The sequence below is a fragment of the Kocuria sp. U4B genome (assembly GCF_054875615.1).
This window is the reverse complement of sequence record NZ_CM142180.1, coordinates 1,697,018-1,722,998: the sequence shown is the minus strand read 5'-3', so window position 1 is coordinate 1,722,998 and position 25,981 is coordinate 1,697,018. Positions and strand designations below refer to the sequence as shown.

The following is a 25,981-nucleotide window of genomic DNA, read 5'->3' as shown; positions in this document are numbered from 1 at the left end:
ATGAGCAACCAGTCCACCCCGCCCGTCGACTCCGCCGGCCAGCCCGAGGGCACGGGGACCGAGGGCCTCCAGCATGTCGTGGACCAGCGCCTCGGGCAGCAGCGCGACGGGCAGGACGAGGGCGGGACCACGCAGCCCCGCCCGGAGGACCAGGACGACGCCCCGGTCACCCCCGGCGGCGCCAACGCCTGAGCGGCGGAGCGCCCCGGCCGCCGGCGTCCTTGGCCGCTCCCCGGGGCCTCGGTAGATTGAACTGCACCTGAAGCAGCAGGAGCGGACCGCGCCCTGTTCGAGACCCGATGGCGGGAGCCAGCATGAGCAACCAGTCCACCCCACCGACCGACGACGGCGCCGACCCCTCCGGGGCGGACCAGGAGCGGGGCACCGGCAACGAGTGGCAGGGCGCGGAGGCCATGGACTCCGACGCGTTCCAGGAGGAGGTCGACCGGCGCCTCGTCGAGAACCAGGCCGAGGCGGGACCGGAGGACTCCAGCACCCAGTCGCCGCAGGAGATGAGCAAGTCCGAGCTGCCCGTGCTGGAGCAGCGCGACGACATCCTGGCCAATCCCGGCAGCACCGACGCCTGAGCGGAGCACCGCGCGCCGCCGCGGCAGCGGCCCGGGAGGGACCTGGGGTCCCTCCCGGGCCGCTGCCGTGCGCCGGGTCCCCGGACGGGCTCAGCGGCCGAAACCGCGCAGCCGCAGCGAGTTCAGCACCACGAACACGGAGCTGAACGCCATCGCCGCGCCCGCGATCACGGGGTTGAGCAGCCCCGCGGCGGCCACGGGGATGGCCACCACGTTGTAGGCGAACGCCCAGAACAGGTTCGACTTGATGACGGCCAGGGTCCGGCGGGACAGCGCGATCGCCGTCGGGACGGACCGGAGGTCGTCGCGCACGACCGTGATGTCCGCGGCCTCGATGGCCGCGTCCGTGCCGGAGCCCATGGCGATCCCCAGGTCGGCCCGGGCGAGGGCCGCGGCGTCGTTGACGCCGTCGCCGACCATGGCCACCACGTGCCCGTCGTCCTGCAGGTCGCGCACGACCGCGACCTTGCCCTCCGGGCTGACGTCGGCGACGACGTCCCCGGCGGGGATGCCGGCCTCCTCGGCCACGGCCCGGGCCACGGCCTCGTTGTCCCCGGTCAGCAGCATCGGGCGCAGGCCCAGCCGCCTGAGCTCCTCGACCGCGGCGCGGGAGCCTCCCTTGACCGTGTCCCGCAGGTCCACGAACCCGGCGAGCGCCCCGTCCACGGCCACGAGGACCGTGGTGACCCCGCCCTCCTGGGCGCGGCGTAGGGCCTCGCGCTGGAGCTCGTCCAGGCGCACGCCGTTCCGCTCCAGCCAGGTGGTGCGGCCGACGACGATCGAGCGGGAGCGCATCCCGTCCGCCACGTTGGCGCGCACGCCGCCGCCGGGCGTCGAGGCGAAGCCGGTGGCCGCGAAGCGGTGCGGGGTCGCGGCGGCGATCGCCCGGGCGATCGGGTGCTCGGAGTGCTGCTCCACGGAGGCCGCGAGGTCCAGGACCTGGTCCTTCGAGTACGTGGACACGGGCGTCACCGAGGTCACGGCGAGCTGCCCGCTGGTGACGGTGCCGGTCTTGTCGAGCACCACGGTGTCCACGGTGCGGGTGTCCTCGAGCACCTCGGCGCCCTTGATGAGGATGCCCAGCTGGGCGCCGCGGCCGGTGCCGGTGAGCAGGGCCGTGGGCGTGGCCAGGCCGAGGGCGCAGGGGCAGGCGATGACCAGCACGGAGACGGCGGCCACGAAGGACGCGTCGACGTCCCCCGTCGCCACGAGCCAGCCGGCCAGGGTGAGCAGCGCGACGGCCAGGACCACGGGGACGAAGACCCCGGAGATCCGGTCGGCGAGGCGGGCCACGGGGGCCTTGCTCGTCTGGGCCTGCGCGACCATCCGGCCCATCTGGGCCAGGGTGGTGTCCGCGCCCACGCGGGTGGCCTCGACCAGCAGGCGTCCGTCGGTGTTGATGGTGGCGCCCGTGACGGTGTCGCCGGGGCCCACCTCGACGGGCACGGACTCCCCGGTCAGCAGGGAGGCGTCCACGGCGGAGCGGCCCTCGAGGACCACCCCGTCGGTGGCGATCTTCTCGCCCGGGCGCACGACGACGACGTCGCCGGGCTGCAGCCGCTCGGCCGGGATCCGCGTCTCCTCGCCGTCGCGCAGGACCACGGCGTCCTTCGCGCCGAGCTCCAGCAGCGCGCGCAGCGCCTCGCCGGACTTCGCCTTCGCCCGGGCCTCGAGCCAGCGCCCGAGCAGCAGGAACGCCGTGACCAGCGCCCCGGTCTCGAAGTAGAGCGGGTGCTCGCCCATCGCCATGGCGTGGCCGGGCACGGCGTCGCCCGTCATGCCGGGGTCCCGCAGCAGGTTCCACAGCGAGAACAGGTAGGCGGCGGACACGCCCAGGGAGACGAGGGTGTCCATGGTGGAGGTCAGGTGCCGGGCGTTGACGGCCGCCGAGCGGTGGAACGGCCAGGCCGCCCAGGTGACGACCGGCAGCGAGAGCAGCGCGGCCGCCCAGGCCCAGTGGGGGAACTGCAGTCCCGGGACCATGGAGATCAGCAGCACCGGGACGGAGAGGAGGGCGGCCCAGACCAGGCGCCGGCGCAGCGACGCGGGGGAGCGCAGCGACGACGCCTCGCGCCCGGCGACCTTCGTCATGGCGTCGGAGCTGCCCGCGGGCGCGCCGTCGCCGCCCTGGGCGCCCCCGGGGCGGGGCGCGGTCCTGAGGACGGCCCCGTAGCCGGCGTTCTCGACGGTCCGGACGATCTCCTCGTCGCTCACCCCCTCGGGCACCCGGACGGTCGCCGACTCCAGGGCGAGGTTCACGGAGGCGTCGACGCCGTCGAGCTTGCCCAGCTTGCGCTCGACGCGGCTCACGCACGAGGAGCACGTCATGCCCGTGATGCCGAGCTCGAGGGTGCGCAGCGGTCCGGCGGCCTCGGTGGGGACGGGGGCGCGGGTGCCGGCCTCAGACAACGGAGTACCCCGCTTCCTCGACGGCCTCCTCGATCTCGTCGTCGCCCAGCTCGCGCGAGGAGGTCACGGTGACGGGGGAGACGCCTCCCGCGACGAGCTCGACGTCGACGGACTCGACGCCGGCCAGCTCGCTCAGCTCCTCGGTGACGGACATGACGCAGTGGCCGCAGGTCATCCCGGAAACGTTGACGGTGGTCTGCACGGTGCTCTCCTCTGGGGTGGGGTTCTTCGGTGCTCCGGCGCGGGGCGTGCCGCCGGGGTCAGCTCTTCAGCAGGCGCGCGATGGCCGCGGACGCCTCCTGGAGCTTGTCGTCGACGCGGGCCGCGTCCCCGGACTCCCTGGCGGCCTCGACGGCGCCCACGACGCAGTGGCTCAGGTGCTCGTCGAGCAGCCCCAGGCTCACGGCCTTGAGCGCGGACTGGATCGCGGAGATCTGGGTGAGGATGTCGATGCAGTACTTGTCCTCCTCGACCATCCGGTGGATGCCGCGGACCTGGCCCTCGATGCGGCGCAGCCGCTTCAGGTAGGCGTCCTTGTCCTGGGTGTAGCCGTGCGGCGGAAGGGTCTGGCTCATGCGTCCTCCTGGGTCGTCGGCCTCCAGCTTATACCCCTCCGGGGTATCCCTCAAGTGCCCTCCGGCGGAGGGGGACGCCGCGGGGGCTGCGGGCCGGGGAGCCGGTCACGAGGGCTCCGCGCCCGGATCCCCCGGGCGTGCGACGGGGAAGGACGCGGCGCCCGCCCGGCCGCCGGTCCGTCCGGCGGTCCCTGCGGAGTGTGGGAATCTGGAGGCATGGCTTCACTGATCGAGGACTACGCCCTGCTCTCGAACATGCGCACCGGTCCGCTGGTCTCCCGCACCGGGTCGGTCGACTGGTTCTGCGCTCCCCGGTTCGACTCGCCCTCGGTCTTCGGCGCCCTGCTCGGCGAGGCCGACCACGGCCGGTGGCTGCTCGCCCCCGCGTGCACCGTCCGGGAGGGCGCGGACGGCGAGCTCCTCGAGGACGACGACGGCGGGGCCCAGGTCGCCGAGCGGTTCTACGTCGAGAACACCTTCGTGCTGCAGACGGTCTGGGTCACGGACGCCGGTTCCGTGCGCGTGACCGACTTCATGCCCCTGACCTCCCGCACCGACGTGGTCCGCCGCGTCGAGGGCCTCACGGGCGAGGTCGAGATGTACCAGGAGCTGCGGATCCGCTTCGACTACGGCGCCGTGGTGCCCTGGGTGAGCCGCTTCGAGGGCGAGGAGGACCCGGGGGAGGGGGAGCCCGTCCCGCCCGTGCTCGTGGGCATGGCCGGGCCGGACGCCGTCGTCCTGCGGGGCGAGCCCCTGCCCGAGGCCACGGACGACGACGCCGAGCGCCGCCACCGCGGGACGTTCACCGTCTCGGCCGGCCAGGCCCGGGACTTCGTCCTGACGCACTTCCCGTCCCACCGCCCGCCGCCCGCGCCCATCGACGTCAACGAGCAGCTCACCCGCACCGTCGAGCTGTGGCAGGAGTGGTCCGGCCTGTACTCCCCGCCCGGCGGTCCGGCGGGCGAGCGGGTGCACATCGTGCCCGTGCGCGGCCACGCGGTCGCGAAGCGCTCCGACATCGTCCGGCGCTCCCTGCTGGTGGTGCGGGCGCTCATGCACCAGGAGACCGGCGGGCTCGTGGCCGCCCCCACCACGTCCCTGCCGGACGTCGTCGGCGGGGAGCGCAACTGGGACCACCGCTTCTCCTGGCTGCGCGACGCCGCGATGGCCCTCGAGGTCATGCTCGACCACGGCCACGACCGGGAGGCCGCGCAGCTGCGCAACTGGCTGCTGCGCGCCGTCGCGGGCGACCCGCACGACCTGCAGAACCTCTACGGGGTCTCGGGGGAGCGCCGCGGGCGCGAGCACCAGCTGGACCTGCCCGGCTACGAGCGCTCCCGCCCGGTGCGCGAGGGCAACGGCGCCGCGGGCCAGCACCAGACGGACGCGGTGGGCCACGTCATGGTCGTGTTCGAGAAGCTGCGCCGGCGCGGTGCCGTGGAGGACCACCTCTCCTGGCCGCTGCAGCAGGCGATGCTGCGCTCCGTCGTCGAGCACTACGAGGTCAAGGACCAGGGCCTGTGGGAGATGCGCGGCGAGCGGCAGTACTACACGCACTCCCGGGTGCTGATGTGGGCGGCGCTGCAGTCCGGCGTCGACGCCGTGCGCGTGCACGGGCTGCCCGGCGACGCCGCGCTGTGGGAGCAGCTTCGCGACGCCCTGGCCCAGGAGATCTGGACCTCCGGCTACGATCCCGAGGTCGGCTCCTTCGTCCAGTACTACGGCTCCAAGGCGGTGGACGCCTCCCTGCTGCAGCTGCCGCAGGTGGGCTTCGTGGCCTACGACGACGAGCGGATGCTGGGGACCGTCCGGCGGATCGAGGAGGAGCTGCGCCACCCCTGCGGGCTCATCCACCGCTACCGCAACGTCCTGGGCCCCGATCACCCCGAGGACCCGGACGCGTACTCCGGGGTGATCGGCGTGGACGGGTTCACGGCCCAGGACAACCCGCACCTGGGCGCCTCCCTGTGGCTCGCCGCCCAGTACGCGCGCTCCGGGCGGGCCGACAGCGCCGAGAAGCTCGTGGACCTCGTCCTGGCCAAGGCCAACGACCTCGGGCTGCTGTCCACCGAGTACTCCCCGGCGGAGCGGCGGCTCACCGGCAACTTCCCGCAGTCCTTCGCCCACCTGGCGCTCGTCCAGGCCCTCGACGCGCTCGACGCCGCCCAGGGCCGTCCGGTCGCGCCCGCCGGGGCCGAGGGGGGCGCCGGATGAGCCGTGGCACCCCCGGTCCCTGGCGGGCCTCGCCGGCGGTGCGGATCGGGCTGTCGCTGTCCGTGGCCACCGGGCTGTACGGGATCTCCTTCGGGGCGCTGTCGGTGGCGGCCGGCCTCACCTTCTGGCAGACCGTGGCCCTGTCCGCCCTGATGTTCACGGGCGGGTCGCAGTTCGCGTTCATCGGCGTGCTCTCCGGGGGCGGGGCCGGCGCCTCGGCCCTCGGCGCGGCGACCATGCTCGGCGTGCGCAACGCCGTCTACGGCATGAGCATGAACGCCCTGGTGCGCCCGCGCGGGTGGCGCCGGCTGCTGGCCGCGCACGTGACCATTGACGAGTCGAACGCCGCCGCCTCCTCCCAGACCGATCCGCTCGAGGAGCGGCGGGGGTTCTGGACGGCGGGCCTGGGCGTGTGGGTGCTGTGGAACGCGTTCACGGTCCTGGGGGCCCTGCTCGGCAACACCCTGGGCGACCCCGCGCGGTGGGGCCTGGACGGCGCCGCGGTGGCCGCGTTCCTGGGCCTGCTGTGGCCGCGGCTGAGCGCCCGGGAGCCGGTGGCGGTCGCCGTGGCGTGCGCCCTCGTGACGGCCCTGACCATCCCGCTGCTGCCGCCGGGGGTGCCGATCCTCGTGGCCGCCGTGGTGGCGGCCGTGCTGGGCCGGACCCGCGGTCCCCGGCCCGCCGCGGCGGGCCCCGTGGGTGCCGGGACGGGGGCCGGCGCATGAGCCTGTGGTTCTGGGTCCTGGCCGCGTGCGCGCTCGCCTACGCCCTGAAGCTCGTGGGCTACCTCGTGCCCGACAGGGTCCTGGACGACCCCCGCGTCGGGCGGATGGCCGGTACGGTGACCGTCGGCCTGCTGGCCGCCCTCGTGGTGATGAACGCGTTCGGCTCCGGACAGGCCCTGGTCCTGGACGCCCGGCTGGGGGCCCTGCTCGTGGCCGGGGTCGCCCTGTGGCTGCGCGCCCCGTTCCTCCTCGTGGTGGCCCTCGGGGCGGTCACGGCGGCGGTGCTGCGGCTGCTCGGGGCGGCCTGACTTCTTCGACGGGCGCCCGCACGCCCGCCGGCGGTGCTCCGGTGGCGCCCGGGGCGGTGCTCAGGACAGGGGGAGGATGGGCGGGATGATCCCGTCCTCGATGGCGCGCTTGTAGAGCTCGAGCTTCGTGCGGGCCGGGCGCTCCACGAGCGCGTACTTGCGGCGGATGCGCTTGAGGTGCTCCTCGACCGTGGACTCGGCGATCTCCAGCTCGGCCGCCACCTCCTGCTCCTGCATGCCGTCGACGTAGAGCGCGAGCACCTGGCGCTCCCGGGCGGACAGCTTCGCGGGATCCTTGCTGGGCAGCTCCGCCAGGGCGGTCTGCAGCCTGTCGCTGACGAAGTGGCCCAGCTGCCGGGCCAGGCGCATGGTCCGGAAGACCATCCTGATCGGCTCCCACTTGCCGACGGCCCCGCTCGCACCGAACGCCAGGGCGGAGCGGACCCGCACCACGTCGCCGGGCGGGGTCAGCACCACCACCGTGTGCTCGTGGGCGGTGAGCTCCATGATGTTCTGCGCCAGCGTCCGCCCGTCCAGGGTGCTCATGCTCAGCAGCACGACGGCGGCGTCCGCCGCGTTCTGCTCCAGGAACTCCGGGACGGTGCCCGCCACGGTCCCGATCCGCACGCCGTGCTCGGGGTGCTCGAGGGACTCCCGCTGCATCGCGATGCGGGTCATGGGCTGGGGGCTGATGACGGCGGCGTTCAACATGTGGTGGGGGCTCCTCGACTCTTCCCGCCCGCGATGAGGGCGGGGCCTCCCGGGCCGGCCGGGCGCCCGGCCTGCTCCGGCGGCCGGTGGACGGGGGTCCGCGGTCGATGCGCCCGCCACCCTGAATATGCCTGAGGTGGCATACTCGGGCGGGAGGGGCCGACCCCGGAGCACTGGTCCTCCGGGCGGGTGCCGCCGGCGGGGATGGTGCGCTGTGTCCTCCCACGATCCAGGATCGGCACGCGCAAGGGCAAGGCGGATCCGTGCGGACCTGCAACTTCGTACACGGAACGCGCTCTGACCTGCGGCGTCAGCATGTCCGCGACGGCGTCGCGGGGAGCAATGTTGCCCGTGCGGGGCCGGGGGCGGCCACCGCGCGGCGGAGAGGACAATGGAGGCGTCCGGATCGTCCGAGGAGAGGTCGTCCCCCATGCGCGCAGCAGTGCTGACCGAGCTCGACGGGGCGCCGCGCGACGTCGTCGCCGAGGCCGAGCTGCGGGCCGTGCTCGAGCAGCTGGCGGCGCGGGGCGTCGAGGCGGTCGGGGAGCCCGCCGACGAGCCCGCCGACGAGCCCTCCGGCGAGCCCGGCGAGAAGCCCTTGGCGGAGGACGTGCGGACGACCGCCGGGGAGCCGGCCCCGCCCGCGGGCAGCGGGGCGGCCGAGGCCGTGCTGATCGTGGGCGGTGGGGCGGACGAGCCCCTCGCCGGGGCGCCGCTCACCCGCTGGGCCGACGCCGCCGGCGCCGCCGCCCGGGCCGGCCGGCCGGTGGTCGTCACGGGCCTGGCCCTCGACGCCGGCTGCGCCGGTGCCCGGGCCGAGCGGGTGCGGGAGCTGCTCGGGGCGGCCTCCTTCGTGGGCCTGCGCGACCCTGCTTCGCTCGCCGTGGCCCGCCGATTGTGCCCCGACCACCCCGCCCTGCACGTCGGGGGCGACGCCACCGCCCTCCTCGCCGTGCCGGGGCCTGCGCCGAAACCCGCTCCGGATCCCGCACGCGCACCGGAGGGGGCGGGGCGGCCGCGCATCGTCGTGGCGCTCACGCCCGCAGCGGGCCCGTTCACCCCCGACGAGGCGGCCCCGGTGCTCACCGCGCTGCTCGACGCCCTCGTGCACCGCACGGGCGGAACGGTCGAGCTCCTGCCGGGGGCCGCGGGACCCCCCGGGCCCGACTCGGCCTTCCACGACCGCGTCGCCGCCCAGCTGACCGCGCCGCGGCGCGGCCCGGAGGAGGAGCGCGCCGCCGGGACCGCGGACCAGGTGGTCGCCCGCACGGCGTCCGCCGACTACGTCGTGACCACCCGCCCCCGGGCGGCGGCCCTCGCCGCAGCGGGCGGAGCCGCCGTCCTGCCCGTCCCGACCAGTGCATATGCCGAGCAGCGCATGCAAGGGGCGCTGAGCGGGTGGGGGCTCGTGGAGCACGCCGTGCCCCTCGCCGCGCTGCTCACCCCCGGCGACGCCGCCTGGGACACGCGGGCCGCGGCCCAGCAGTGGGCGGAGGAGACGGTCGGACGCCGGGAGGCGGTCCGCTCCGCCCTCGCCGCGGCCGCCCCGGCCCGCCGCGCCGCGGCCGCGCAGTGGTGGGACGCCGTCGCCCGCGCCCTCCGCGGCGGCGCCCCCGGCGACGTCCCCGAGCCCGGAGCCGCTCCGCGCGGGGTGGGCGCTCCCGTGGCCCGCGCCCTCCGGCGGCGGTACACGGTGCCCGAGGCGGCCGGGGCCCGCCCCACCGTGGCGGTGGTCCTGCGCACCCACGACCGCCCCGTGCTCCTGCGCCGCGCCCTCGACGACGTGCTGGGCCAGACGTTCACGGACTGGAGGCTGGTGGTGGTCGGCGACGGCGGGGACGCCGGTGCGGTGGCGGCGCTCCTGGAGGAGCGCCGCGAGGCCCTCGCCGGCCGGGTCACCGTGCTGCACCACCGCCGCCCCCTGGGAGCCTGGGCGGCCGCCAACCGGGGGCTGCGGGCGGCCGACTCGGAACTGGTCGTCCTCCACGACGACGACGACCAGTGGCACCCCACGTTCCTGCAGCGCGCCGTGTCCCACCTCGAGAACCCGCTGGTCTCCGACGACGGGGTGCTGGTGCGCACGGAGGTCGTGCACGAGCAGGTCGAGCAGGACCGGATCCGGGAGCTCGACCGGGAGCTGCTGTGGCCCGGACGGCGCGACGTCACCCTCGCGGACCTCCTGCGCGGTGACGCCACCGCTCCCAGCTCGTTCCTCTACCGCCGGGCGGTGCACGGCGTGCTCGGGGACTACGACGAGTCCCTGACCGGGGCGGGGGAGTGGGAGTTCCTCCTCCGGTTCCTCGAGACCTTCACCGCGGGCCTGCTCGACGGGCGCCCGCTCGCCCTCCGGGGCGCGCTCCCCGACGAGCCCCCCGCGCGGGCGGAGGCACGGCGCCGGGAGGACCTGCTGGTGCGGGAGCGCCACCTCAGGCAGTGGACCTCCGAGAACGGCATCGGTCTGCCGCTGTACCTGAGCCGGGAGGCGCAGGACCAGGCCGGCCGGCTCCACCGGCGGCTGGACGACTCCGAGCTGCTCGTCCGGGAGCTGCTCGCGCTCGCCCGCGAGCAGGCCGAGCGCATCGACCGGCTGGAGCGCACGGTCGCCGAGAAGGGGTTCGTGGCGTTCCTGCGGCGGACGTGGCGGGCCCTGGTGGGCCCCTGACCCGTTCCGGTGGAAGCCCGGGGCGCCTCCTCCCGCCGCCACGGCGACGATCTGCCGCGTGTCCACCTGCAGATCCAGGATCTGCAGCGCCTGAGCCAACCGCTGGGCCCACTGGTCCAGCTCCGGACTTCCACCGTCGTGCACCGCCATCACGTCTCCTCCGGGCCGGGGAGCCCCCGTCACGGGGCCGGACGGCACGGCAGGGGCACCCCGGCCCCAGGATCAGCACGGGAACCGGGGGTGCACAACGACGCACCCCCGTCAGCGGGAGGACTCCTCCCGCAGCGCCTCCAGGAACCCGTGGACGTCCCGCGGGGATGTGTCCCACGAGCACATCAGGCGCACCTCCCCGGTGGTCTCCTCCCACACGTAGAAGGGGTAGCGCTGCTGCATCCGGGCGGCGACGTCCGCCGGCAGCACGGCGAAGACCGCGTTGGCCTGCGGCGCCTGCGTGACTTGGACCCCCGGCACGTCGGCGAGGCCGTCGGAGAGCCGCTGCGCCATGCTGTTGGCCCGCCGGGCGGCCGTCACCCACAGGTCCCCGGAGTACATGGCGAGCAGCTGCACGGAGACGAAGCGCATCTTGGACGCCAGCTGCGTCGAGAGCTTGCGCACGAACCGGGGCTGCCGCACGGCGTCGGGGTTCACCACGACGACGGCCTCCGCCCCCATCAGCCCGTTCTTGGTCCCGCCCCAGGAGAGGACGTCCACCCCGACCTCGACCGTCAGCTCGCGCAACGAGACGTCGAGGGCCGCCGCCGCGTTGGCGAGGCGCGCGCCGTCGAGGTGGACGGTCAGCCCCAGCCCGTGCGCGTGCTCGCACACCGCGCGCAGTTCCTCCGGCGTGTAGAGGGTGCCGAGCTCGGTGGACTGGCTCAGCGTGACGACGCGCGGCTGGGCGTGGTGCTCGAAGCCGAAGCCGTGGGCCTCGCGGTCGATCAGCTCGGGCGTGAGCTTGCCGTCGGGCGTGGGCACGGGGAGCATCTTCACGCCGCCGACCTTCTCGGGAGCGCCGCACTCGTCGACGTGGGCGTGGGCGGTGGCCGTGCAGATCGCCGCGTCCCACCGGTCCGTCATGGCAGAGAGGGCGACGACGTTCGCTCCCGTCCCGTTGAACACGGGGTAGCAGACCGCCTGCTCCCCAAAGTGGCGGCGGGCCACGTCCTGGAGGGCCTCGGTGTAGGGGTCCGCGCCGTAGGCGCCCACATGCCCTTCGTTGGCGGTCCCCAGCGCCTGGAGCACCTCGGGGTGGACCCCCGCGTAGTTGTCGCTGGCGAAGCCCTTGCGGGCGGGGTCGTGCAGACGGGTCAAGGGGGTCTCGGTCACGGCATTCCTTCCGGAGGATGGCGGCGCAACGGGCGGGCCTCGCACTCTACTAGGACTCCCGCACCGGGATCCCCGGACCGTCCGGGTGGTCCGCGGCCGGCCCGCCGTCGGCCGTTCCGGGGACGGGGCGCCGCCGCGCCCGTAACACCTGCTTCGCACGGGGCGATCCCGTGCTCGCCCCCGCCGACTCGACTATTTTGGGCACTCCCGGCAGGGCCGCCGTGGGGCCGAGAGGCAGAGACGAGGCAGCGGCGATGAGTGCACAACCGCAGGAAGGCATCCCGGGCTACGACTACGGATCCGCGAGGATCCCGCGGTCGCCCGTGACCACGGAGGAGCTCGGACTGCTCCGTCGGACCGTCCTCCTCACCGACGAGGACGAGAAGTACCTGAGGATGGCGGGTGAGGCCCTCGAGGGGCAGACCAACGACGTCCTCGACGTGTGGTACGGATTCGTGGGGGACCACCCCCACCTCCTCCACTACTTCGCCGACGCCCGCACGGGCGAACCGGACGCCGAGTACCTCGCGCGGGTGCGGGCACGGTTCGCCCAGTGGATCCTGGACACCTGCCGGCGTCCCTACGACCAGGCGTGGCTGGACTACCAGGAGGAGATCGCGCTGCGGCACACCAGCAGGAAGAACGAGACCGACGGTGCCCGCAACGCCCCGCCCGTCGTCCCGCTGCGCTACCTCATCGCGTTCATCTACCCGATCACGGCCACCATCAGGCCCTTCCTCGAGAAGAGCGGGCGATCCGCCGCCGACGTGGCCCGGATGCACGACGCCTGGTTCAAGGCCGTGACCCTGCAGATCGGTCTGTGGTCCCGGCCCTACGCGCGGGACGGACACTTCTGATCCGCTGATCCGCTGCGGCGACGGGGGCGGCGCACCGGCCGCCCCGGCGGCAGGCGGCGCGGGAACGCCACGAGGACCGCTCCATGGTGGCACCTCCTCGTTCGGCCCGGGACGGGTCCGGCCCGCCGGGGGTGCTCCCAGGGCCGGGCGCGGCCCGGTCCACCGCATCCGTCCGGGAGCGGGGACGGTGGGAGCGGGCCGGAGCCCTTGGTAGCGTCGGGGCATGCGCGTCGTGCTGGCCGCCGCAGCGGTGGTCGTGGGGACGGACGGCCAGTTCCTCCTGGTCCGGAGGGGCAAGGAGCCCCAGCGCGGACGGTGGACCGTGCCGGGGGGCTCGGTGCTGCCCCGCGAGACGGTCGAGCAGGCCGCCGTCCGCGAGACCTTCGAGGAGACCGGCGCCCGGGTGCGCGCGGAGCGCGAGCTCGGCGTCGTGCGGGTTCCCGGCGGCCGGGACGTCGTGTACGAGGTGCACGACGTCGCCGCGACATACCTCGGCGGCACGCTGCGGGCGGGCGACGACGCCGACGCCGTCCGCTGGGTCGCCCCGGACGAGCTCCGGGCGCTGGAGACCACCGACGGGCTCCTGGCGCACCTCGTGCGCTTCGGGGTCCTGCCCGCCCCGGAGGAACCCCGGCGGTGAGGGCGTGCGCTGCTCGGCGCGCGACGAGGCCGGGGCGCACGTGCTTGGATGAGCGCATGGCACGGACGCGCGGGTTCTACGTCGACACCGTCGAGCGCACCACCACGGCCGGGCAGGACGCCGTGTGGGCCGTGGTCGAGGGCCTGGGCGGGGAGCGCGGCTGGTACAGCACCGACCCGGTGTGGTTCGCCCGCGCCGCGGCCAACCGGCTGCACCTGCCGCCCTCGCGGCTGCGCCACCGGGAGGACCCGCGGCGACTGGCCGTCGGGCAGCGCCTGGACTGGTGGACGGTCGAGGCCCTCGAGCCCCCGCGGCGGCTGCGGCTGCGCTCGCTGGTGCGCATGCCGGGGGAGGCCTGGCTGGACATCAGCCTCCATCCCGGCCCCGGAGCAACGCTGCTCTACCGCCAGACGACGGTGTTCCGGCCCGCCGGGGCGGCAGGCCACGCCTACTGGTGGGGGATGCTCGTCCCGCACCGGGTGGTCCTCGGCCGGCTCGCCGGGGACGTCCTGCGGCACGCCGGCTCCTGAGCCTCTTCCGCCCGGACCGGTGCGGTCGTAGCGTGGTCTCACCGGCCACTGTGGCGCCCGGTGGAAGCGGCCGGCGGCCGGGGGTGGGCCTCGGCACCGCCGCCGGGCGGAGCCTGCAGGAGTGTGCCGCCATGTCCGCCGACGCCCCGTCCGTCCCCGACTCCCATGCCCTGGCGGACGACGCCGTGGCCCTCGTCCGCGACTGGCTCACCCGGGCCGGCGACGGGCGCCGGCACCGCGACCCGGCCGCGGCCCGCCTGGCCACCGTCCTCCAGGACCCCCACGGGCTCGACTTCACCGTCGGCTTCGTGGACCGGGTGGTGCGCACCGAGGACGTCGAGGCCGCCGCCAAGGCCCTGCACGCGCTCGCCGAGATCGTGCCCCGCACCATGCCCCGGGCCGACCGCGCCGAGCTCCTCGCCGGCGCGGCCCTGGCGCCGACCGCCCCGCGCATCGTCGTGCCGGCCGCCCGCACCCGCTTTCGCCGGCTGGTGGGGCACATGATCGTGGACGCCCGGCCCACGCCCTTCGGCGAGGCCGTCAGGAGGCTGCGGGCCCAGGGGCACCGGCTCAACATCAACCTGCTGGGCGAGGAGGTCCTCGGCCGGGCGGAGGCGGACAAGCACCTCGCCGACGCCGCCGCGCTGCTGGACCGGGACGACGTCGACCACGTCTCCCTGAAGATTTCCTCCGTGGTCCCCCAGCTCTCCCACTGGGGCTTCGAGGGCACCGTGGAACAGATCGTCGACCGGCTGGTCCCCATCTACCGCTCCGCGGCCGGGGCCCCGGCCGGCACGAAGTTCATCAACCTCGACATGGAGGCCTACTCCGACCTGCACCTGACCACCGAGGTCTTCACCCGCCTGCTCGAGCGCCCGGAGCTGCGCGGGCTCGAGGCGGGGATCGCGGTCCAGGCCTACTTGCCGGACGCGCTCGCCGTCGTCCAGCGGCTCTCGGCGTGGGCAGGGCGGCGGGTGGCGACCGGCGGGGCCGGGATCAAGGTCCGGCTGGTGAAGGGCGCGAACCTGCCCATGGAGCGGGTGGACGCCGAGCTGCACGGCTGGCCCCTGGCCACCTGGTCCACCAAGCGGGAGACCGACACCCACTACAAGCGCGTGCTGGACTGGCTGTTCGTGCCCGAGCGGATGGCGGGGCTGCGGCTGGGCGTGGCCGGGCACAACCTCTTCGACCTCGCCTTCGCCCACCTGCTCGCCGACCGCCGCGGGGTGACGGGGCGGATCGTGTTCGAGATGCTGCAGGGCATGGCGGTGGAGCAGGCCCGGGCGGTCAGCACCGACGTGGGCGAGCTGCTCCTCTACGTGCCGGCCGTGCGCCCGGTCGAGTTCGACGTGGCGGTCTCCTACCTCGTCCGGCGGCTGGAGGAGAACGCCTCCCCCGAGAACTTCATGTCCGGGATCTTCGGGCTGCGCCCCGACAACGAGGTCTTCCGGCGCGAGGAGCAGCGCTTCCGGGCCGCCCTCGACGCCCTGGCCGCCGACGACGACGTCCCGGCCCCCTTCCGCGTCCAGGACCGGGCGGCGGCCGGCGCCGGCTCCCTCCGCCTGCCGCTCGACGAGCCGTTCCGCAACGAGCCCGACACCGACGTGTCCGTGCCGGCCAACCGGGCGTGGGCCGAGCGGGTCGCCGCCCGGATCGCGGACCGCGAGTGGTTCGACGCCCTGCCCGTCCCGGACCCGCTGGGACCCGGGGACGTCGAGCGCGTGGTGGCGACCGGGCGGGCCGCCGCGGAGGCCTGGCGCGCCCGCGGCGCCCGCGAGCGCGCCGAGATCCTCGACCGCGCCGCCGGCGTCCTGGCCGAGCGCCGCGCGCACCTGCTCGCCGTCGCCGGGGCGGAGGCGGGCAAGACCCTGGACCAGGGCGACCCGGAGGTCTCCGAGGCCGTCGACTTCTGCCGCTGGTACGCCCGCCGGGCCCTCGAGCTCGAGGGCGTCGACGGCGCCCGCTTCGTCCCCGACCGGCTCGTGCTCGTCACCCCGCCCTGGAACTTCCCGCTGGCGATCCCCACCGGGTCCACGGTCGCGGCCCTCGCCACCGGCGCCGCCGTCGTGCACAAGCCCGCCCCCGAGACCCGCCGCTGCTCGACCGCCGTGGTGCAGGCGCTGTGGGACGCCGGCGTCCCGCGCGACGTGCTGCAGCTGGTCGACTCGGCCGAGGGGGAGACCGGCCGGGCGCTCGTGGCCCACCCCGGGGTGGACCGGATCGTGCTCACCGGCGCCTTCGGGACGGCCCGGCTGTTCGGCTCCTGGCGGGGCGGGCGGGCGATGACCGCGGAGACCTCCGGCAAGAACGCCGTGGTCGTCACCCCGAGCGCCGACCGGGACCGGGCGGTGTGGGACCTGGTGACCAGCGCGTTCGGCCACGCCGGGCAGAAGTGCTCGGCCGCGTCCCTCGGCATCCTCGTGGGCAGCGTGGCGGGGTCCCGGCGGTTCCGCCGGCAGCTGCTCGACGCCGCGTCCTCGATGGTCGTGGACTGGCCCCAGAACCTCCAGGCACGGGTCGGCCCGGTGATCTCCGAGCCCGGGGACAGGCTGCGCCGGGCGCTCACCCGGCTCAACCCCGGGGAGGAGTGGCTGCTGGAGCCCCGCCCCCTCGACGGCACCGGACGGCTGTGGCGCCCCGGGATCAGGACCGGGGTGGCGCCGGGCTCCTTCTTCCACCGCACCGAGTGCTTCGGGCCCGTGCTCGGGCTGATGAGCGCCGCGGACCTGGGCGAGGCCATCGAGCTGCAGAACGCCGTGGAGTACGGGCTCACGGCCGGGCTGCACTCCCTCGACCCGGAGGAGATCAGCACGTGGGCGGACCTCGTGCAGGCCGGCAACCTCTACGTCAACCGCGGGACCACCGGCGCGATCGTCCGGCGCCAGCCATTCGGCGGGTGGAAGAAGTCCGCGGTGGGCCTCGGCGCCAAGGCGGGGGGGCCCAACTACCTCGTCCAGCTCGGCACGTGGGAGAAGGCCCCGTTCGCCGCGCCCGTCGCGGGCGCGGCGCTGGAGCCGCGGCTCGCCCACCACCTCGAGGAGCTGGTGCCGCTGCTGCCGGAGGCGGACGCCGCCTGGCTGAGGGCGTGCGCGGAGCAGGACCAGGCCTGGTGGGAGCAGGAGTTCGGCCGGGCCCACGACCCCGCCGGCCTCGGGTGCGAGGCGAACGTGTTCCGCTACCGCCCCCGCGACGTCGTCGTGCGCGCCGCCGAGGACGCGTCCCTGACGGACGTGGCGCGGGTGGGACTGGCAGCGGCCCGCTCGGGCTCCCGCGTCGTCCTCGCCCCGGCCGCGGAGGTGCCCCCGCAGGTCCGTGAGCTGTTCCGCTCCGTGCTGGCCCCCAGCGGGGACGAGGCCTTCGCCCGGGTCGCGGCCGGCTGGTCCGACCCCGGCGGGGGCGGGCGGATCCGGGTGGTCGGCACCGGGCACGGCCTCGCCGAGGCGCTCGCGGACCGGCCGGAGGTCGCCCTGCTCACGGACCCGGTGGTGGGCGCCTCGCGGGTCGAGATGCTGCCGATGCTCGCCGAGCAGTCCGTCTCCGTCACGATGCACCGCTTCGGCAACCCCTCGACGGACGCCGAGACGGTGGTGCGCCACCTCATCGCCGTCCCGTCGGCCGTGGGGATGCCCGTGCAACCATCGGAAACCTGACCGCCCGCCCTGGTGGGGCCCGGAGGACGGTGCCAGCATGAGGGCATGCGTGCATCCCTGAGGTACCTCGCACTGGGGCTGGCCGGGGCCCTCGGCGTCACCGGCACCGCACTCGGCGGCTCCGCGGCCGTCGCCCGGGAGGAGCGGCAGCACGAGCGCCACGGGCCGCCCGTCGCGGCGGAGCCGCCCAAGGTGCCCACGATGACCGGCAGCGGCGGCGCGGTCTCCTCGGTGGACCCCCTCGCCAGCCAGGCGGGCATCGACGTCCTCGAGCGCGGCGGCAACGCGGCGGACGCCGCCGTGGCCGCGGCCGCGGTCCTGGGCGTCACCGAACCGTACTCCGCGGGCATCGGCGGCGGCGGGTTCTTCGTCCACTACGACGCCGGCACCGGGGAGGTCCGCACGATCGACGGGCGGGAGACGGCCCCGGCCACGTACACGGAGGACGAGTTCCTGGGCGCCGACGGCGAGCCCCTCGACTTCGCCACCGTGGTCAGCTCGGGCAAGTCCGTGGGCGTGCCCGGCACCCCGGCCACGTGGGAGGCCGCGAGCGAGGAGTTCGGCACGATGGACCTGGACCGGCTGCTGCGGCCCGCGGAGCGGATCGCGGCCCGCGGCTTCGCGGTCGACGAGAACTTCGCCGAGCAGACGGCGCAGAACGCCGAGCGCTTCCGGATGTTCCCCGAGACCGCACAGGTGTTCCTGCGCGACGGCGAGGCGCCCGAGGTCGGGACCGTGTTCCGCAACCCCGACCTCGCCCGCACCTACCGCACGATCCGCACCCACGGCGTCGACGCCTTCTACGAGGGCTCGATCGGGCGGGCCGTGGTGGACGAGGTCCGCGACCCCACCACCGCCGAGGGCGTGGACGTGTTCGCGGGCGAGCTGACGGAGGACGACGTGGCCGCCTACGAGGCGGTGTTCCGCGACCCCGTCTCCACCGAGTACCGCGGCCTGGACGTCTACGGGATGGGCGTCCCCAGCTCCGGCGGCATCGCGGTGGCCGAGACGCTGAACCTGCTCGAGGCCTACGACGAGCGCACCGGTGAGGACCTCTCGGAGGTCTCGGAGGCCCAGTACCTGCACCGCTTCTCGGAGGCCACCGCGACGGCCTTCGCCGACCGCAACCGGTGGGTCGGGGACGTCGCGGGGGTGCCCGTCGAGGAGCTCACGAGCCAGGAGTTCGCCGACGAGCGGGCCTGCCTGTTCGACCCCGCCGCGGCGCTGCCGCGGCCCATCCCCTTCGGGGAGCCCGACGGCGACTACGCCGCCTGCGCGCCGTCCGGGGCCCGACAGCCCGAAGCGGCCGGCGGCGTCTCCACCACCCACCTCAACGTGGCCGACCGGTGGGGCAACGTGGTCTCCTACACACTCACCATCGAGCAGACCGGCGGCTCCGGCATCACGGTCCCGGACCACGGGTTCCTGCTCAACAACGAGCTCACCGACTTCAACTTCGCCCCCGTCACCGAGGGCGTCAAGGACCCGAACCTGCCGGCCCCCGGCAAGCGGCCCCGCTCGTCGATGAGCCCCACGATCATCCTGCGGGACGGCGAGCCGTGGATGTCCGTGGGCACCCCCGGCGGGGCGACCATCATCACCACCGTGGGCCAGATCATCACCGGGCACGTCGACCGGGACCTGCCCCTCGTGGACACGATCGCCGCGCCGCGGCTGAGCTCCCGCAACGGCCCGGAGGAGGCCGACCTCGGCCTGGCCGACTCGGCGGTCGGCCGGCAGCTGAGCGGACTGGGCCACGAGCTCGTCCCGCCCCCGCGGCGGTGGATCGGCAACGCCTCGGCCATCCGGATCCTGGAGCGAGGCCGGTTCACCTCCGCCGCGGAGACCGAGCGCGGCTACGGCGGCTCGGCGATGGTGGTCCGCCCGGACCGGGAGCGCTGACCGGGAGCGCCGGTCCGGGGCGCCGGGCCGGCACCGGCCGGGACGGGCGCCCGCCCCGGCGCCTCCGCCGTGGTCAGTCCTGCCGGCAGGCCTCCCGGACCTGCTCCACGCTGGACAGCTCGCCCGACTCGATGCGGGCCCGCAGCGCCTCGTACTGCTCCTGGCTCGTGGCGTGCGGGACCTCGCGGCCGTGGGCGTCCACGAGCCGTCCGTCCACGAAGGTGTCCCCGTCCTGCAGCGCGGCGAACTCCCGGGGGCTCAGCACCCGCAGGCCCACGGCGCCCATGCCCATGGCCTCCGTCCGGCGGCGTCCGCCGAGCTCGTTGAACAGCAGGTTGAGCACCAGCGCCATGACGGCCGCCGAGGAGATGCCGGAGGAGAAGATGACCTCCACCCAGTCCGGGAACTGCGCGTAGAACGCGGGCACCACGATGGGCACCATGCCGAAGGACAGGGCCACCGCGACGACGACCAGGTTCGCCCCGCCGCGGTAGTCCACGCGGGCCAGGGTGCGGATCCCCGAGGACATCACCGTGCCGAAGAGCACGACGCCGGCCCCGCCCATGACCGGCAGGGGGATGGCGGCGATGACCTGCCCCAGCACGGGCAGCATGCCCAGCACCACCATGAACGCCCCGCCCAGGGCCACCACGTACCGCGACCGCACCTTGGTGATGGCCACCAGGCCCACGTTCTGCACGAACGCGGTCTGGGTGAAGGAGTTGAAGACGGGGGCCACCGCCGAGGAGAGCATGTCCGCCCGCAGGCCGTCGGCGATGCGCCGGGCGTCCACCCGCGATCCGGTGATCTCGCCCAGGGCCATGATGTCCGCGGTGGTCTCGGCCATGTTGACGAAGATCACGATGGTCATGGCCACGACCGCGGCGAGCTGGAAGGCCGGGGCGCCGAAGTGGAGGACGGAGGGCAGGGCGAACCACGCGCCCTCCCCCACGGCCGAGAAGTCGGCGACCCCCAGCAGCCACGCCACCACGGTGCCGCCCAGGACGGCCAGCAGGATGGCCAGGCGGGAGACCGCGGGCCCGCCGAACCGGGACAGCACCAGCACCAGCAGGAGGGTGAACCCGGCCAGGGCGATGTTGGCCGGGGAGCCGTGGTCGGGCGCCCCGGCGTCGCCGCCCATGGCCCAGCCGGCGGCGACCGGGACCAGGGTGATGCCGATGGTCGTGATGATCGTCCCGGTGACCACCGGCGGGAAGAAGCGCAGGACCTTGGCGAAGAAGGGCACGGCCAGGAAGCCGATCAGGGAGGCCACCATGATCGAGCCCATGACGGAGGGCATCCCGCCGTCGGAGGCCAGCACGGAGAGCATGGTGGCGATGCCGGTGAAGGACACGCCCTGCACCAGCGGCAGCTGCGAACCGATGCGCGGCAGCCCCCAGGCCTGGACGAACGTGGCGAAGCCGCCCACGAACAGGGCCGCGGCCACGAGCAGCGCGGTCTCCTGGGGGCCGTAGCCCGCGGCGCCGGCCACGACGAGCGGCACGGCGACGAGGCCGCCGTACATGGTCAGGACGTGCTGCACGGCGTGGACGGCGGTGCGTCCCAGGGGCAGCCGCTCGTCCTCGGGGCGGGGTGCGGTGGGCGCGGATTCCGGGGCGCGGACGGCGAAGGGCATGGGGCATCCTCGGGACGGGGGCGGGGTCTGGGAGAATGGTAGCCCGCCGGACCGGCCCCCTCGCCCGTCGTGCGCCGGGCCTGCGCCGGAGCCCGGCCCCGGTCCCGCACCCGTCCCGCCCCACCCAGGAGCAGCCCGTGTTCAGCCACGCCCCCGCCGACCGCCCCAGCCCGTCCGACGCCGCCCTCGGGGACCCCGCCCTGGACGCCCGGTGGCGCGCCGCGACCGCGGGCTGGCGGCCGTCCTCGATCCGGTCCGCGGACCCCGGCCGCACCTGGGCGTGGGTGCGCCACGCCTGGGAGGACCTCCTGCGGGAGCCGGCGCCCGGCCCGGAACCGGACGACGACGCCGGGTCCGGCGCCGCCGCGGGTCCGGGCCGGCGGGCGCAGGACCTGCTCGCCGTGGCGGCGCTGCTCGCCCTCCGGGACCGGTTCCGGGCCGTCGCCGCCGGGGAGCCGGTGCCGGCCGAGGTCCCCGATCCCCGCCGGGACGGCGCCCCCCTGGAGGACGACGAGGCGCTCGCGGTCGTGCGGCGGACGTGGGAGATCGACCCGCAGGAGGCCGAGGAGGACCCTGCCGGCTTCGCCGCGGAGGTCTCCGGGTTCCTCCAGGACCACCTGGACGAGCTCGCCGACGAGGTCCGGGACCGCCTCCTCGCCCGCCGCGGGCCCACGCAGGTGTTCGCCGAGCTGTGGAGCCTGGACCACGGGGACGAGCTCGACCCGGGGCCGGAGCAGGACGGCCGGGCGCCCTTCCCGCTCTCCACGGACGACATCGCCTGGATCGTCAGCGGCGTGCCCGGCCCGGAGAAGCACACGGCGTGGGAGTGGCTCACGCGCTGAGCGGGGGAGCCGCCCCGGAATAACCGCAGCCGCGGAGCGCTTATAGGGACACGTCCACAAAACTGCGACCAGGAGCTCCCATGACCCTCCAGCTCGGCCTCAACACCTTCGGGGACATTTACCCCGGTCCCGACGGGCGGATGCTCAGCGGGGCCCAGGTGATCCGCAACGTCGTCGCGGAGGCGGTGCTGGCCGACCAGGTCGGCCTGGACTTCTTCGGCGTCGGGGAGCACCACCGCGAGGACTTCGCGGTCTCCTCGCCGGAGACCGTGCTGGCCGGCATCGCCACGGTCACGGAGCGGATCCGGCTGGGCTCGGCGGTCACGGTGCTGAGCTCCGACGATCCCGTGCGCGTCTACCAGCGCTTCGCCACGGTCGACGCGCTCTCGCACGGGCGCGCGGACGTCATCCTGGGGCGCGGCTCCTTCACCGAGTCCTTCCCCCTCTTCGGCTACCCCCTGGACGAGTACGAGGCGCTGTTCGAGGAGAAGCTCCAGCTGTTCGACCGGCTGCGCACCGAGGGCGAGATCACCTGGTCCGGCCGGCTGCGCGCGCCCCTCGAGGGCCTGGAGGTCTTCCCCAAGACCGAGTCCGGGGCGCTGCGCACGTGGATCGCCGTGGGCGGGTCCCCGAACTCCGTGGTCCGCGCCGCCCACTACGGGCTGCCCGTGATCTTCGCGATCATCGGCGGGCGCCCGGCCGCCTTCCAGCCCTTCGCCGACTACTACCGGGAGGCCCTCGCGCACTTCGGCCGGGAGCCGCAGCCGGTGGCGTTCCACTCCCCGGGCTACGTGGCGCGGACCGACGAGCAGGCCCGCGAGGAGTTCTTCCCGCACCAGGCCTACACGCACGCCAGGATCGGGAAGGAGCGGGGCTGGGGCCCGCTCACCCGGGGCGAGTTCGACGCGATGTGCGGGCCCGAGGGCGCCTACTTCGTGGGCTCGCCCGAGACCGTCGCGCGCAAGATCGTGCGGTCCTCGACGGCGCTGGGCGCCTCCCGCTTCGACCTCAAGTACGCGGTGGGCACCCTGGACCACGCCCGGATGACGCGCAGCATCGAGCTGTTCGGCACCGAGGTGCGCCGCTACGTCGAGGACATGCTCGCCGACGGCACGGCCGACGGCGCCGCCCGGTAGGAGCGGCTCAGGGGCGCACGGTGACGGCGCCCGGGGGCAGGACCGCGAGCACCGTGGTGCCGGTCCCGGGCCGTGACCTGATCTCGAGCGCGGCCCCCGCGGCGTCGGCGACGTCCCGCATGATCCGCAGCCCGAGGTGGCCCTCCGGCGAGCCCCGGGAGTCGTCGAAGCCGGTGCCGTCGTCGCTGATGGACATCACCGTGGCGCCGTGCTCCACCTCCAGGTGCAGGGTCACCGTGGACGCGTGGGCGTGCTTCGAGATGTTGGCGAGAGCCTCCCGGGCCACCTTCAGGAACATCCCCTCCTGCTCCGGCGTCAGGAGGACCGCCGGGCTGATCCGCACGGACGTGTCGATCCCCCGCCGGGCCAGCGGGTCCGCGAGCCGGGCCAGGGCCTTCGGCAGCCCGAGGGTCAGCAGGTCCGGGGAGTACAGGGCGGTGGTGATTCCGCGCAGGGTGCGCAGGCTGCCCTGCAGGATCGTGCGGGACCGGACCAGGGCCCGGCGCTGCTCCGGGTCGTCCGCGGTCATCTCCTGGGCCTCCAGGGAGTAGGACAGGCCGGCCAGGTCCTGGATCACGTCGTCGTGCAGGTCCCGGGCGACCCGCACCCGCTCCAGCTCGGCCGCGTCCACGGCGTGCTGGAGCAGGCGCGCGCGTGCGGAGCGGTGGTCCTGGATCCGCCGGGCGAGGCCCACGGCCGGTGCGAGCTGGGCCAGCTGGAACAGCACCAGGGTCAGGAGGAAGGCGGGAGCCAGGCTCATGAGCACGGAGCGCTGCTCCTCCCGCACGATCGAGTCGTCGTAGTAGACCTCGAGCACGAGCTGCTGCCCGGCGTCGGGGACGAACCCGACGTAGACCTCCACCAGCCGCCCGGCGCCGGCCTCGTGGGAGTTCTCCGCGTCCTGCTGGTGCTCGATGGTCGCGACCCCCTCGCCGCGGGCGACCAGTCCGTCGTCCCACGACGTCGGGCCGAAGTTCTGCCCGATGAGCTCGTGCTCGTCGGAGTAGACGATCGTGCCGTCGTCGTCCCAGATCTTGATGCGGCGGATGGTCCCGTCCTCCAGCCAGGGACGCATCCGGACGTCCAGCTGCGCCGTGGCGGCCGACCCGCCCGCCAGGAGGTCCTCGGTGATGAGGGGTGCGACGGCGTGGTTGGCGAGCCGCTGCGTCACGCGCAGGACGTGCTCCACGGCGTGCTGCTCGGCGACGGCCCGGATCCACCACGTCGCGGGCACCGCGGCGAGGAGCACCACCACCAGCCCCGCGAGCAGGAACCTGCGCACGGCGGCGTGCACCTCGGACCGCCCGGTGACGGTCCGTGCCGAAGGGTCCGGCGGGTCCAGGGCGAGGGTCGCGGCCTCCGGAACGGTGCGCTCCGCGCGGGGGAGGAGGTGCCTCACCGGTGGTCCGCCAGCAGGCCGAGGCGCGACGCCGCCGCGACCGCCTCGAGCTGGGAGTGCGCGCCCAGCTTGGCGAGGATGGCCTTGACGTAGCCCCGGCACGTGTTCGGGGTGATGCTCAGCAGCCGTGCGTTCGTCCCCACGCTGTGCCCCTGCGCCATCAGCCGCAGGACCTCCATCTCGCGCTGGGTCAGCGCCGGCGCGGTCGCGCCCCGGTGGCGGTCCGGGACCGCCGCCGCGAGCAGCGACGGGTGGACGGCCATCGTGCCGCACCGCGCGCTGCGGACGGTCTCGAGCAGGGTGGCGAGCGACCCGTCCTTCGGCAGGAAGGCACAGATCCCGGTGCTCGCCGCGGCCTCCAGGACGTGCTGGGCCGGGTCGCCGGTCAGCATGACGACGCGGGTTCCCGGCCGGTCCGCGAGGATCCGGGCGGAGGCCGCCACGCCGTTGCCCCCGGAGAGGTGGTAGTCCATGACGACCACGTCGGGCCGCAGCGCCGCGCACAGCCGCACGCTCGACTCCACGTCGTGGGCCACCCCGACGCTGCGCAGATCGGGCTCCCGCCGCAGCGCGCCGGTCAGCAGCTCCGCGAACGTCGTGTGGTCGTCGACCACCAGTATCGAGGTGCGCGCATCACGCACCCCCTCCGTTCCATCGGTCATTCCAGACTCGCCCCCCGGCAACCCCCGTACTACGTACCAGTAGTATGGCGACCGCAAACCCGGGTGACCAAGCGGGAAGGTGTGGCCACTTCCGCGGTCGGCAGCCGGTTGCGCCCCCGGCCGACCTCGCGTGCACCGTCTCATGGATCCGGCCCTAGGCGGCCGGGCTCAGGGTGCGCCCCAGGAAGGCCTGGAGGACCGTGGCGGCCTCGTGGCGGGCGAGCGGCACCGGGTCGCCGGGCAGCCCGTCCGGGGCGCCGGCCTGGCCGTGGAGCACCAGCAGGGCGGACAGGACCTGCCCCAGCTCGCTGCCGGTCGACGCGGTGGCGTGCAGCATCCGGGTGTGGGCCGCCTGCAGTGCGGCCGACGGGGCGCAGCCGAGCTCCTGGTCGAGGACCCGGCGGCAGCGTTCGTAGGCCTGGAGGCCCTCGACCGGGCGCCCGAGCCCCTCGAGGCCCAGCACCAGCACCGCCCACGCACGCTCGAGCAGCCGGTCCCCGGCGAGCGCGGCCCGTGCGTGCTCCACGGCCTCGCGGTGGAGCCCCAGCTCGAGGGCGGTCTCGGCGGCCGACACGCGGGCCTCGACCACGCGGGCGCCGTGCAGCTCGCGCTGGTGCTCCGCCCACTCGCAGCGCAGCTCGTTCTCCAGCAACGGCCCCGACGCCAGCTCGAGCGCCGCGCACCACAGCCGATACGCCGCCTCTGCGCGGCTGCGGCGGGCTCGCTCCACGGCGAGCTCGAACCGGTGGAGGTCCAGGTCCACCACGGCGCCGTCCATGACGTATCCGCCGTTGGCGGTCCGCAGGGGCCCGCTCCGGCCCGCGCCTGGCTGGAGGCCGCGGCGCAGGACGCTGACGTAGCTCTCGAGGTTCTGCAGCGCCGCCGCCGGCGGCCGGTCCCCCCAGAGCAGCTCGACGAGCCGGTCCTTGGACACGGGCGTGCCCAGCTGCAGCAGCAGGATCTCCAGGATCTGCCGCTGCTTGGGTCCGCCGAGCTCCTGGGCCGTCAGGGTGCGGTCCCCCCGGCGCACCTCCAGCGGTCCCAGCACGCGCACCGACAGCCGCACCTGGCGCCCCCCGGCTCTTCTGTCGTCACCTGTCGTGGTCACGGTTCCCCCTTCCCGAAAGTGAATACCAGTCTGGAGCCGGGGGAAGGATGGGGTCAGCCCCGGATGGGGGGTGGGAGCCTCCCCAAAATGGGGGGTGCGGAA

General features: G+C 75.1%; 22 protein-coding genes. 13 read left to right on the top strand and 9 right to left on the bottom strand.

Annotated features, from left to right (window positions below; all coding sequences use genetic code 11):
• Together ACYSMR_RS08185 and ACYSMR_RS08180 are read left to right on the top strand one after the other, a co-directional pair.
• On the top strand, positions 1–192 hold the full coding sequence (locus tag ACYSMR_RS08185; RefSeq protein WP_251332795.1) for a hypothetical protein: 192 nt from the start codon (positions 1–3) through the stop codon (positions 190–192).
• 122 nt (positions 193–314) lie between these two features.
• The gene (locus ACYSMR_RS08180; RefSeq protein ID WP_251332794.1) at positions 315–587 is read left to right on the top strand and encodes a hypothetical protein; all 273 of its coding nucleotides are present in this window, start codon (positions 315–317) and stop codon (positions 585–587) included.
• A gap of 90 nt (positions 588–677) precedes the next feature.
• Here the strand turns inward: ACYSMR_RS08180 and ACYSMR_RS08175 are convergent, their stop codons facing one another.
• The 3 genes from ACYSMR_RS08175 to ACYSMR_RS08165 all read right to left on the bottom strand — a co-directional run bounded on the left by ACYSMR_RS08175 (position 678) and on the right by ACYSMR_RS08165 (position 3,571).
• A complete protein-coding gene (locus tag ACYSMR_RS08175; protein ID WP_461748013.1) occupies positions 678–2,915 on the bottom strand; it encodes a heavy metal translocating P-type ATPase in 2,238 nt (745 codons plus the stop codon).
• Between the two features lie 73 nt (positions 2,916–2,988).
• Complete coding sequence (locus tag ACYSMR_RS08170) at positions 2,989–3,198, bottom strand: heavy-metal-associated domain-containing protein (RefSeq protein WP_309126254.1); 210 nt, start codon at positions 3,196–3,198, stop codon at positions 2,989–2,991.
• A 58-nt stretch (positions 3,199–3,256) separates the two neighbouring features.
• Positions 3,257–3,571, bottom strand: a complete 315-nt coding sequence (locus ACYSMR_RS08165) for a metal-sensitive transcriptional regulator (RefSeq protein WP_251332793.1) — start codon at positions 3,569–3,571, stop codon at positions 3,257–3,259.
• A 198-nt stretch (positions 3,572–3,769) separates the two neighbouring features.
• Between ACYSMR_RS08165 and ACYSMR_RS08160 the strand changes: the two genes are divergently transcribed.
• Genes ACYSMR_RS08160 through ACYSMR_RS08150 form a run of 3 tightly spaced genes read left to right on the top strand, consistent with a single transcriptional unit; the run spans position 3,770 to position 6,818 of the window.
• The gene (locus ACYSMR_RS08160; protein ID WP_309126253.1) at positions 3,770–5,785 is read left to right on the top strand and encodes a glycoside hydrolase family 15 protein; all 2,016 of its coding nucleotides are present in this window, start codon (positions 3,770–3,772) and stop codon (positions 5,783–5,785) included.
• Positions 5,782–6,510 carry an AzlC family ABC transporter permease gene (locus tag ACYSMR_RS08155; protein WP_309126252.1) on the top strand — a complete coding sequence of 243 codons (729 nt, stop codon included), beginning with the start codon at positions 5,782–5,784 and terminating at the stop codon, positions 6,508–6,510. Before ACYSMR_RS08160 ends, ACYSMR_RS08155 begins: the two co-directional genes overlap by 4 nt.
• A complete protein-coding gene (locus ACYSMR_RS08150) occupies positions 6,507–6,818 on the top strand; it encodes an AzlD domain-containing protein (RefSeq protein ID WP_251332790.1) in 312 nt (103 codons plus the stop codon). Before ACYSMR_RS08155 ends, ACYSMR_RS08150 begins: the two co-directional genes overlap by 4 nt.
• 60 nt (positions 6,819–6,878) lie before the next feature.
• Here ACYSMR_RS08150 and ACYSMR_RS08145 read toward each other — a convergent pair whose 3' ends face one another.
• Positions 6,879–7,529, bottom strand: coding sequence for a helix-turn-helix transcriptional regulator (locus tag ACYSMR_RS08145; protein ID WP_461747897.1), 651 nt, complete (start codon positions 7,527–7,529; stop codon positions 6,879–6,881).
• A gap of 430 nt (positions 7,530–7,959) precedes the next feature.
• Between ACYSMR_RS08145 and ACYSMR_RS08140 the strand changes: the two genes are divergently transcribed.
• On the top strand, positions 7,960–10,191 hold the full coding sequence (locus ACYSMR_RS08140; protein WP_461747896.1) for a glycosyltransferase: 2,232 nt from the start codon (positions 7,960–7,962) through the stop codon (positions 10,189–10,191).
• 261 nt (positions 10,192–10,452) lie between these two features.
• On the opposite strand, the gene ACYSMR_RS08135 is transcribed toward ACYSMR_RS08140, so the two are convergent.
• Positions 10,453–11,517 (bottom strand): threonine aldolase family protein, encoded by a 1,065-nt coding sequence (locus ACYSMR_RS08135; protein WP_461747895.1) that lies wholly within the window; start codon positions 11,515–11,517, stop codon positions 10,453–10,455.
• Positions 11,518–11,771: 254 nt separating this feature from the next.
• On the opposite strand from ACYSMR_RS08135, the gene ACYSMR_RS08130 reads away from it, so the two are divergent.
• The 5 genes from ACYSMR_RS08130 to ggt all read left to right on the top strand — a co-directional run bounded on the left by ACYSMR_RS08130 (position 11,772) and on the right by ggt (position 19,096).
• Positions 11,772–12,374 carry a protoglobin domain-containing protein gene (locus tag ACYSMR_RS08130; RefSeq protein ID WP_461747894.1) on the top strand — a complete coding sequence of 201 codons (603 nt, stop codon included), beginning with the start codon at positions 11,772–11,774 and terminating at the stop codon, positions 12,372–12,374.
• A 223-nt stretch (positions 12,375–12,597) separates the two neighbouring features.
• Positions 12,598–13,014: an NUDIX hydrolase gene (locus tag ACYSMR_RS08125; RefSeq protein ID WP_461747893.1), complete on the top strand. Its 417-nt coding sequence runs from the start codon at positions 12,598–12,600 to the stop codon at positions 13,012–13,014.
• A 56-nt stretch (positions 13,015–13,070) separates the two neighbouring features.
• The gene (locus ACYSMR_RS08120) at positions 13,071–13,544 is read left to right on the top strand and encodes a DUF2867 domain-containing protein (RefSeq protein WP_251332784.1); all 474 of its coding nucleotides are present in this window, start codon (positions 13,071–13,073) and stop codon (positions 13,542–13,544) included.
• Between the two features lie 131 nt (positions 13,545–13,675).
• A complete protein-coding gene (locus ACYSMR_RS08115; protein WP_461747892.1) occupies positions 13,676–17,194 on the top strand; it encodes a proline dehydrogenase family protein in 3,519 nt (1,172 codons plus the stop codon).
• A 45-nt stretch (positions 17,195–17,239) separates the two neighbouring features.
• Positions 17,240–19,096 (top strand): gamma-glutamyltransferase, encoded by a 1,857-nt coding sequence (ggt, locus tag ACYSMR_RS08110; RefSeq protein WP_461747891.1) that lies wholly within the window; start codon positions 17,240–17,242, stop codon positions 19,094–19,096.
• 73 nt (positions 19,097–19,169) lie between these two features.
• Here ggt and ACYSMR_RS08105 read toward each other — a convergent pair whose 3' ends face one another.
• Entirely contained in the window at positions 19,170–20,732 is a 1,563-nt protein-coding gene (locus ACYSMR_RS08105) for a nucleobase:cation symporter-2 family protein (protein ID WP_461747890.1), read from the bottom strand.
• Between the two features lie 137 nt (positions 20,733–20,869).
• Between ACYSMR_RS08105 and ACYSMR_RS08100 the strand changes: the two genes are divergently transcribed.
• Both ACYSMR_RS08100 and ACYSMR_RS08095 read left to right on the top strand, forming a co-directional pair.
• The gene (locus ACYSMR_RS08100; RefSeq protein WP_461747889.1) at positions 20,870–21,574 is read left to right on the top strand and encodes a hypothetical protein; all 705 of its coding nucleotides are present in this window, start codon (positions 20,870–20,872) and stop codon (positions 21,572–21,574) included.
• Between the two features lie 80 nt (positions 21,575–21,654).
• On the top strand, positions 21,655–22,710 hold the full coding sequence (locus tag ACYSMR_RS08095) for an LLM class flavin-dependent oxidoreductase (protein WP_309125234.1): 1,056 nt from the start codon (positions 21,655–21,657) through the stop codon (positions 22,708–22,710).
• Between the two features lie 7 nt (positions 22,711–22,717).
• On the opposite strand, the gene ACYSMR_RS08090 is transcribed toward ACYSMR_RS08095, so the two are convergent.
• The 3 genes from ACYSMR_RS08090 to ACYSMR_RS08080 all read right to left on the bottom strand — a co-directional run bounded on the left by ACYSMR_RS08090 (position 22,718) and on the right by ACYSMR_RS08080 (position 25,879).
• Positions 22,718–24,109, bottom strand: a complete 1,392-nt coding sequence (locus ACYSMR_RS08090; protein WP_251332778.1) for a sensor histidine kinase — start codon at positions 24,107–24,109, stop codon at positions 22,718–22,720.
• Positions 24,106–24,771, bottom strand: a complete 666-nt coding sequence (locus ACYSMR_RS08085; RefSeq protein ID WP_461747888.1) for a response regulator — start codon at positions 24,769–24,771, stop codon at positions 24,106–24,108. Before ACYSMR_RS08085 ends, ACYSMR_RS08090 begins: the two co-directional genes overlap by 4 nt.
• Positions 24,772–24,925: 154 nt before the next feature.
• Positions 24,926–25,879, bottom strand: coding sequence for an AfsR/SARP family transcriptional regulator (locus tag ACYSMR_RS08080; RefSeq protein WP_461747887.1), 954 nt, complete (start codon positions 25,877–25,879; stop codon positions 24,926–24,928).
• Positions 25,880–25,981: the final 102 nt, after the last annotated feature.

Coding starts and splice junctions, on each gene's coding strand:
- ACYSMR_RS08185 (WP_251332795.1), top strand. CDS start 1: ATGAGCAACCAGTCCACCCCGCCCGTCGACTCCGCCGGCCAGCCCGAG.
- ACYSMR_RS08180 (WP_251332794.1), top strand. CDS start 315: ATGAGCAACCAGTCCACCCCACCGACCGACGACGGCGCCGACCCCTCC.
- ACYSMR_RS08175 (WP_461748013.1), bottom strand. CDS start 2,915: ATGACGTGCTCCTCGTGCGTGAGCCGCGTCGAGCGCAAGCTGGGCAAG.
- ACYSMR_RS08165 (WP_251332793.1), bottom strand. CDS start 3,571: ATGAGCCAGACCCTTCCGCCGCACGGCTACACCCAGGACAAGGACGCC.
- ACYSMR_RS08155 (WP_309126252.1), top strand. CDS start 5,782: ATGAGCCGTGGCACCCCCGGTCCCTGGCGGGCCTCGCCGGCGGTGCGG.
- ACYSMR_RS08150 (WP_251332790.1), top strand. CDS start 6,507: ATGAGCCTGTGGTTCTGGGTCCTGGCCGCGTGCGCGCTCGCCTACGCC.
- ACYSMR_RS08145 (WP_461747897.1), bottom strand. CDS start 7,529: ATGTTGAACGCCGCCGTCATCAGCCCCCAGCCCATGACCCGCATCGCG.
- ACYSMR_RS08140 (WP_461747896.1), top strand. CDS start 7,960: ATGCGCGCAGCAGTGCTGACCGAGCTCGACGGGGCGCCGCGCGACGTC.
- ACYSMR_RS08130 (WP_461747894.1), top strand. CDS start 11,772: ATGAGTGCACAACCGCAGGAAGGCATCCCGGGCTACGACTACGGATCC.
- ACYSMR_RS08125 (WP_461747893.1), top strand. CDS start 12,598: ATGCGCGTCGTGCTGGCCGCCGCAGCGGTGGTCGTGGGGACGGACGGC.
- ACYSMR_RS08120 (WP_251332784.1), top strand. CDS start 13,071: ATGGCACGGACGCGCGGGTTCTACGTCGACACCGTCGAGCGCACCACC.
- ACYSMR_RS08115 (WP_461747892.1), top strand. CDS start 13,676: ATGTCCGCCGACGCCCCGTCCGTCCCCGACTCCCATGCCCTGGCGGAC.
- ggt (WP_461747891.1), top strand. CDS start 17,240: ATGCGTGCATCCCTGAGGTACCTCGCACTGGGGCTGGCCGGGGCCCTC.
- ACYSMR_RS08105 (WP_461747890.1), bottom strand. CDS start 20,732: ATGCCCTTCGCCGTCCGCGCCCCGGAATCCGCGCCCACCGCACCCCGC.
- ACYSMR_RS08095 (WP_309125234.1), top strand. CDS start 21,655: ATGACCCTCCAGCTCGGCCTCAACACCTTCGGGGACATTTACCCCGGT.
- ACYSMR_RS08085 (WP_461747888.1), bottom strand. CDS start 24,771: ATGACCGATGGAACGGAGGGGGTGCGTGATGCGCGCACCTCGATACTG.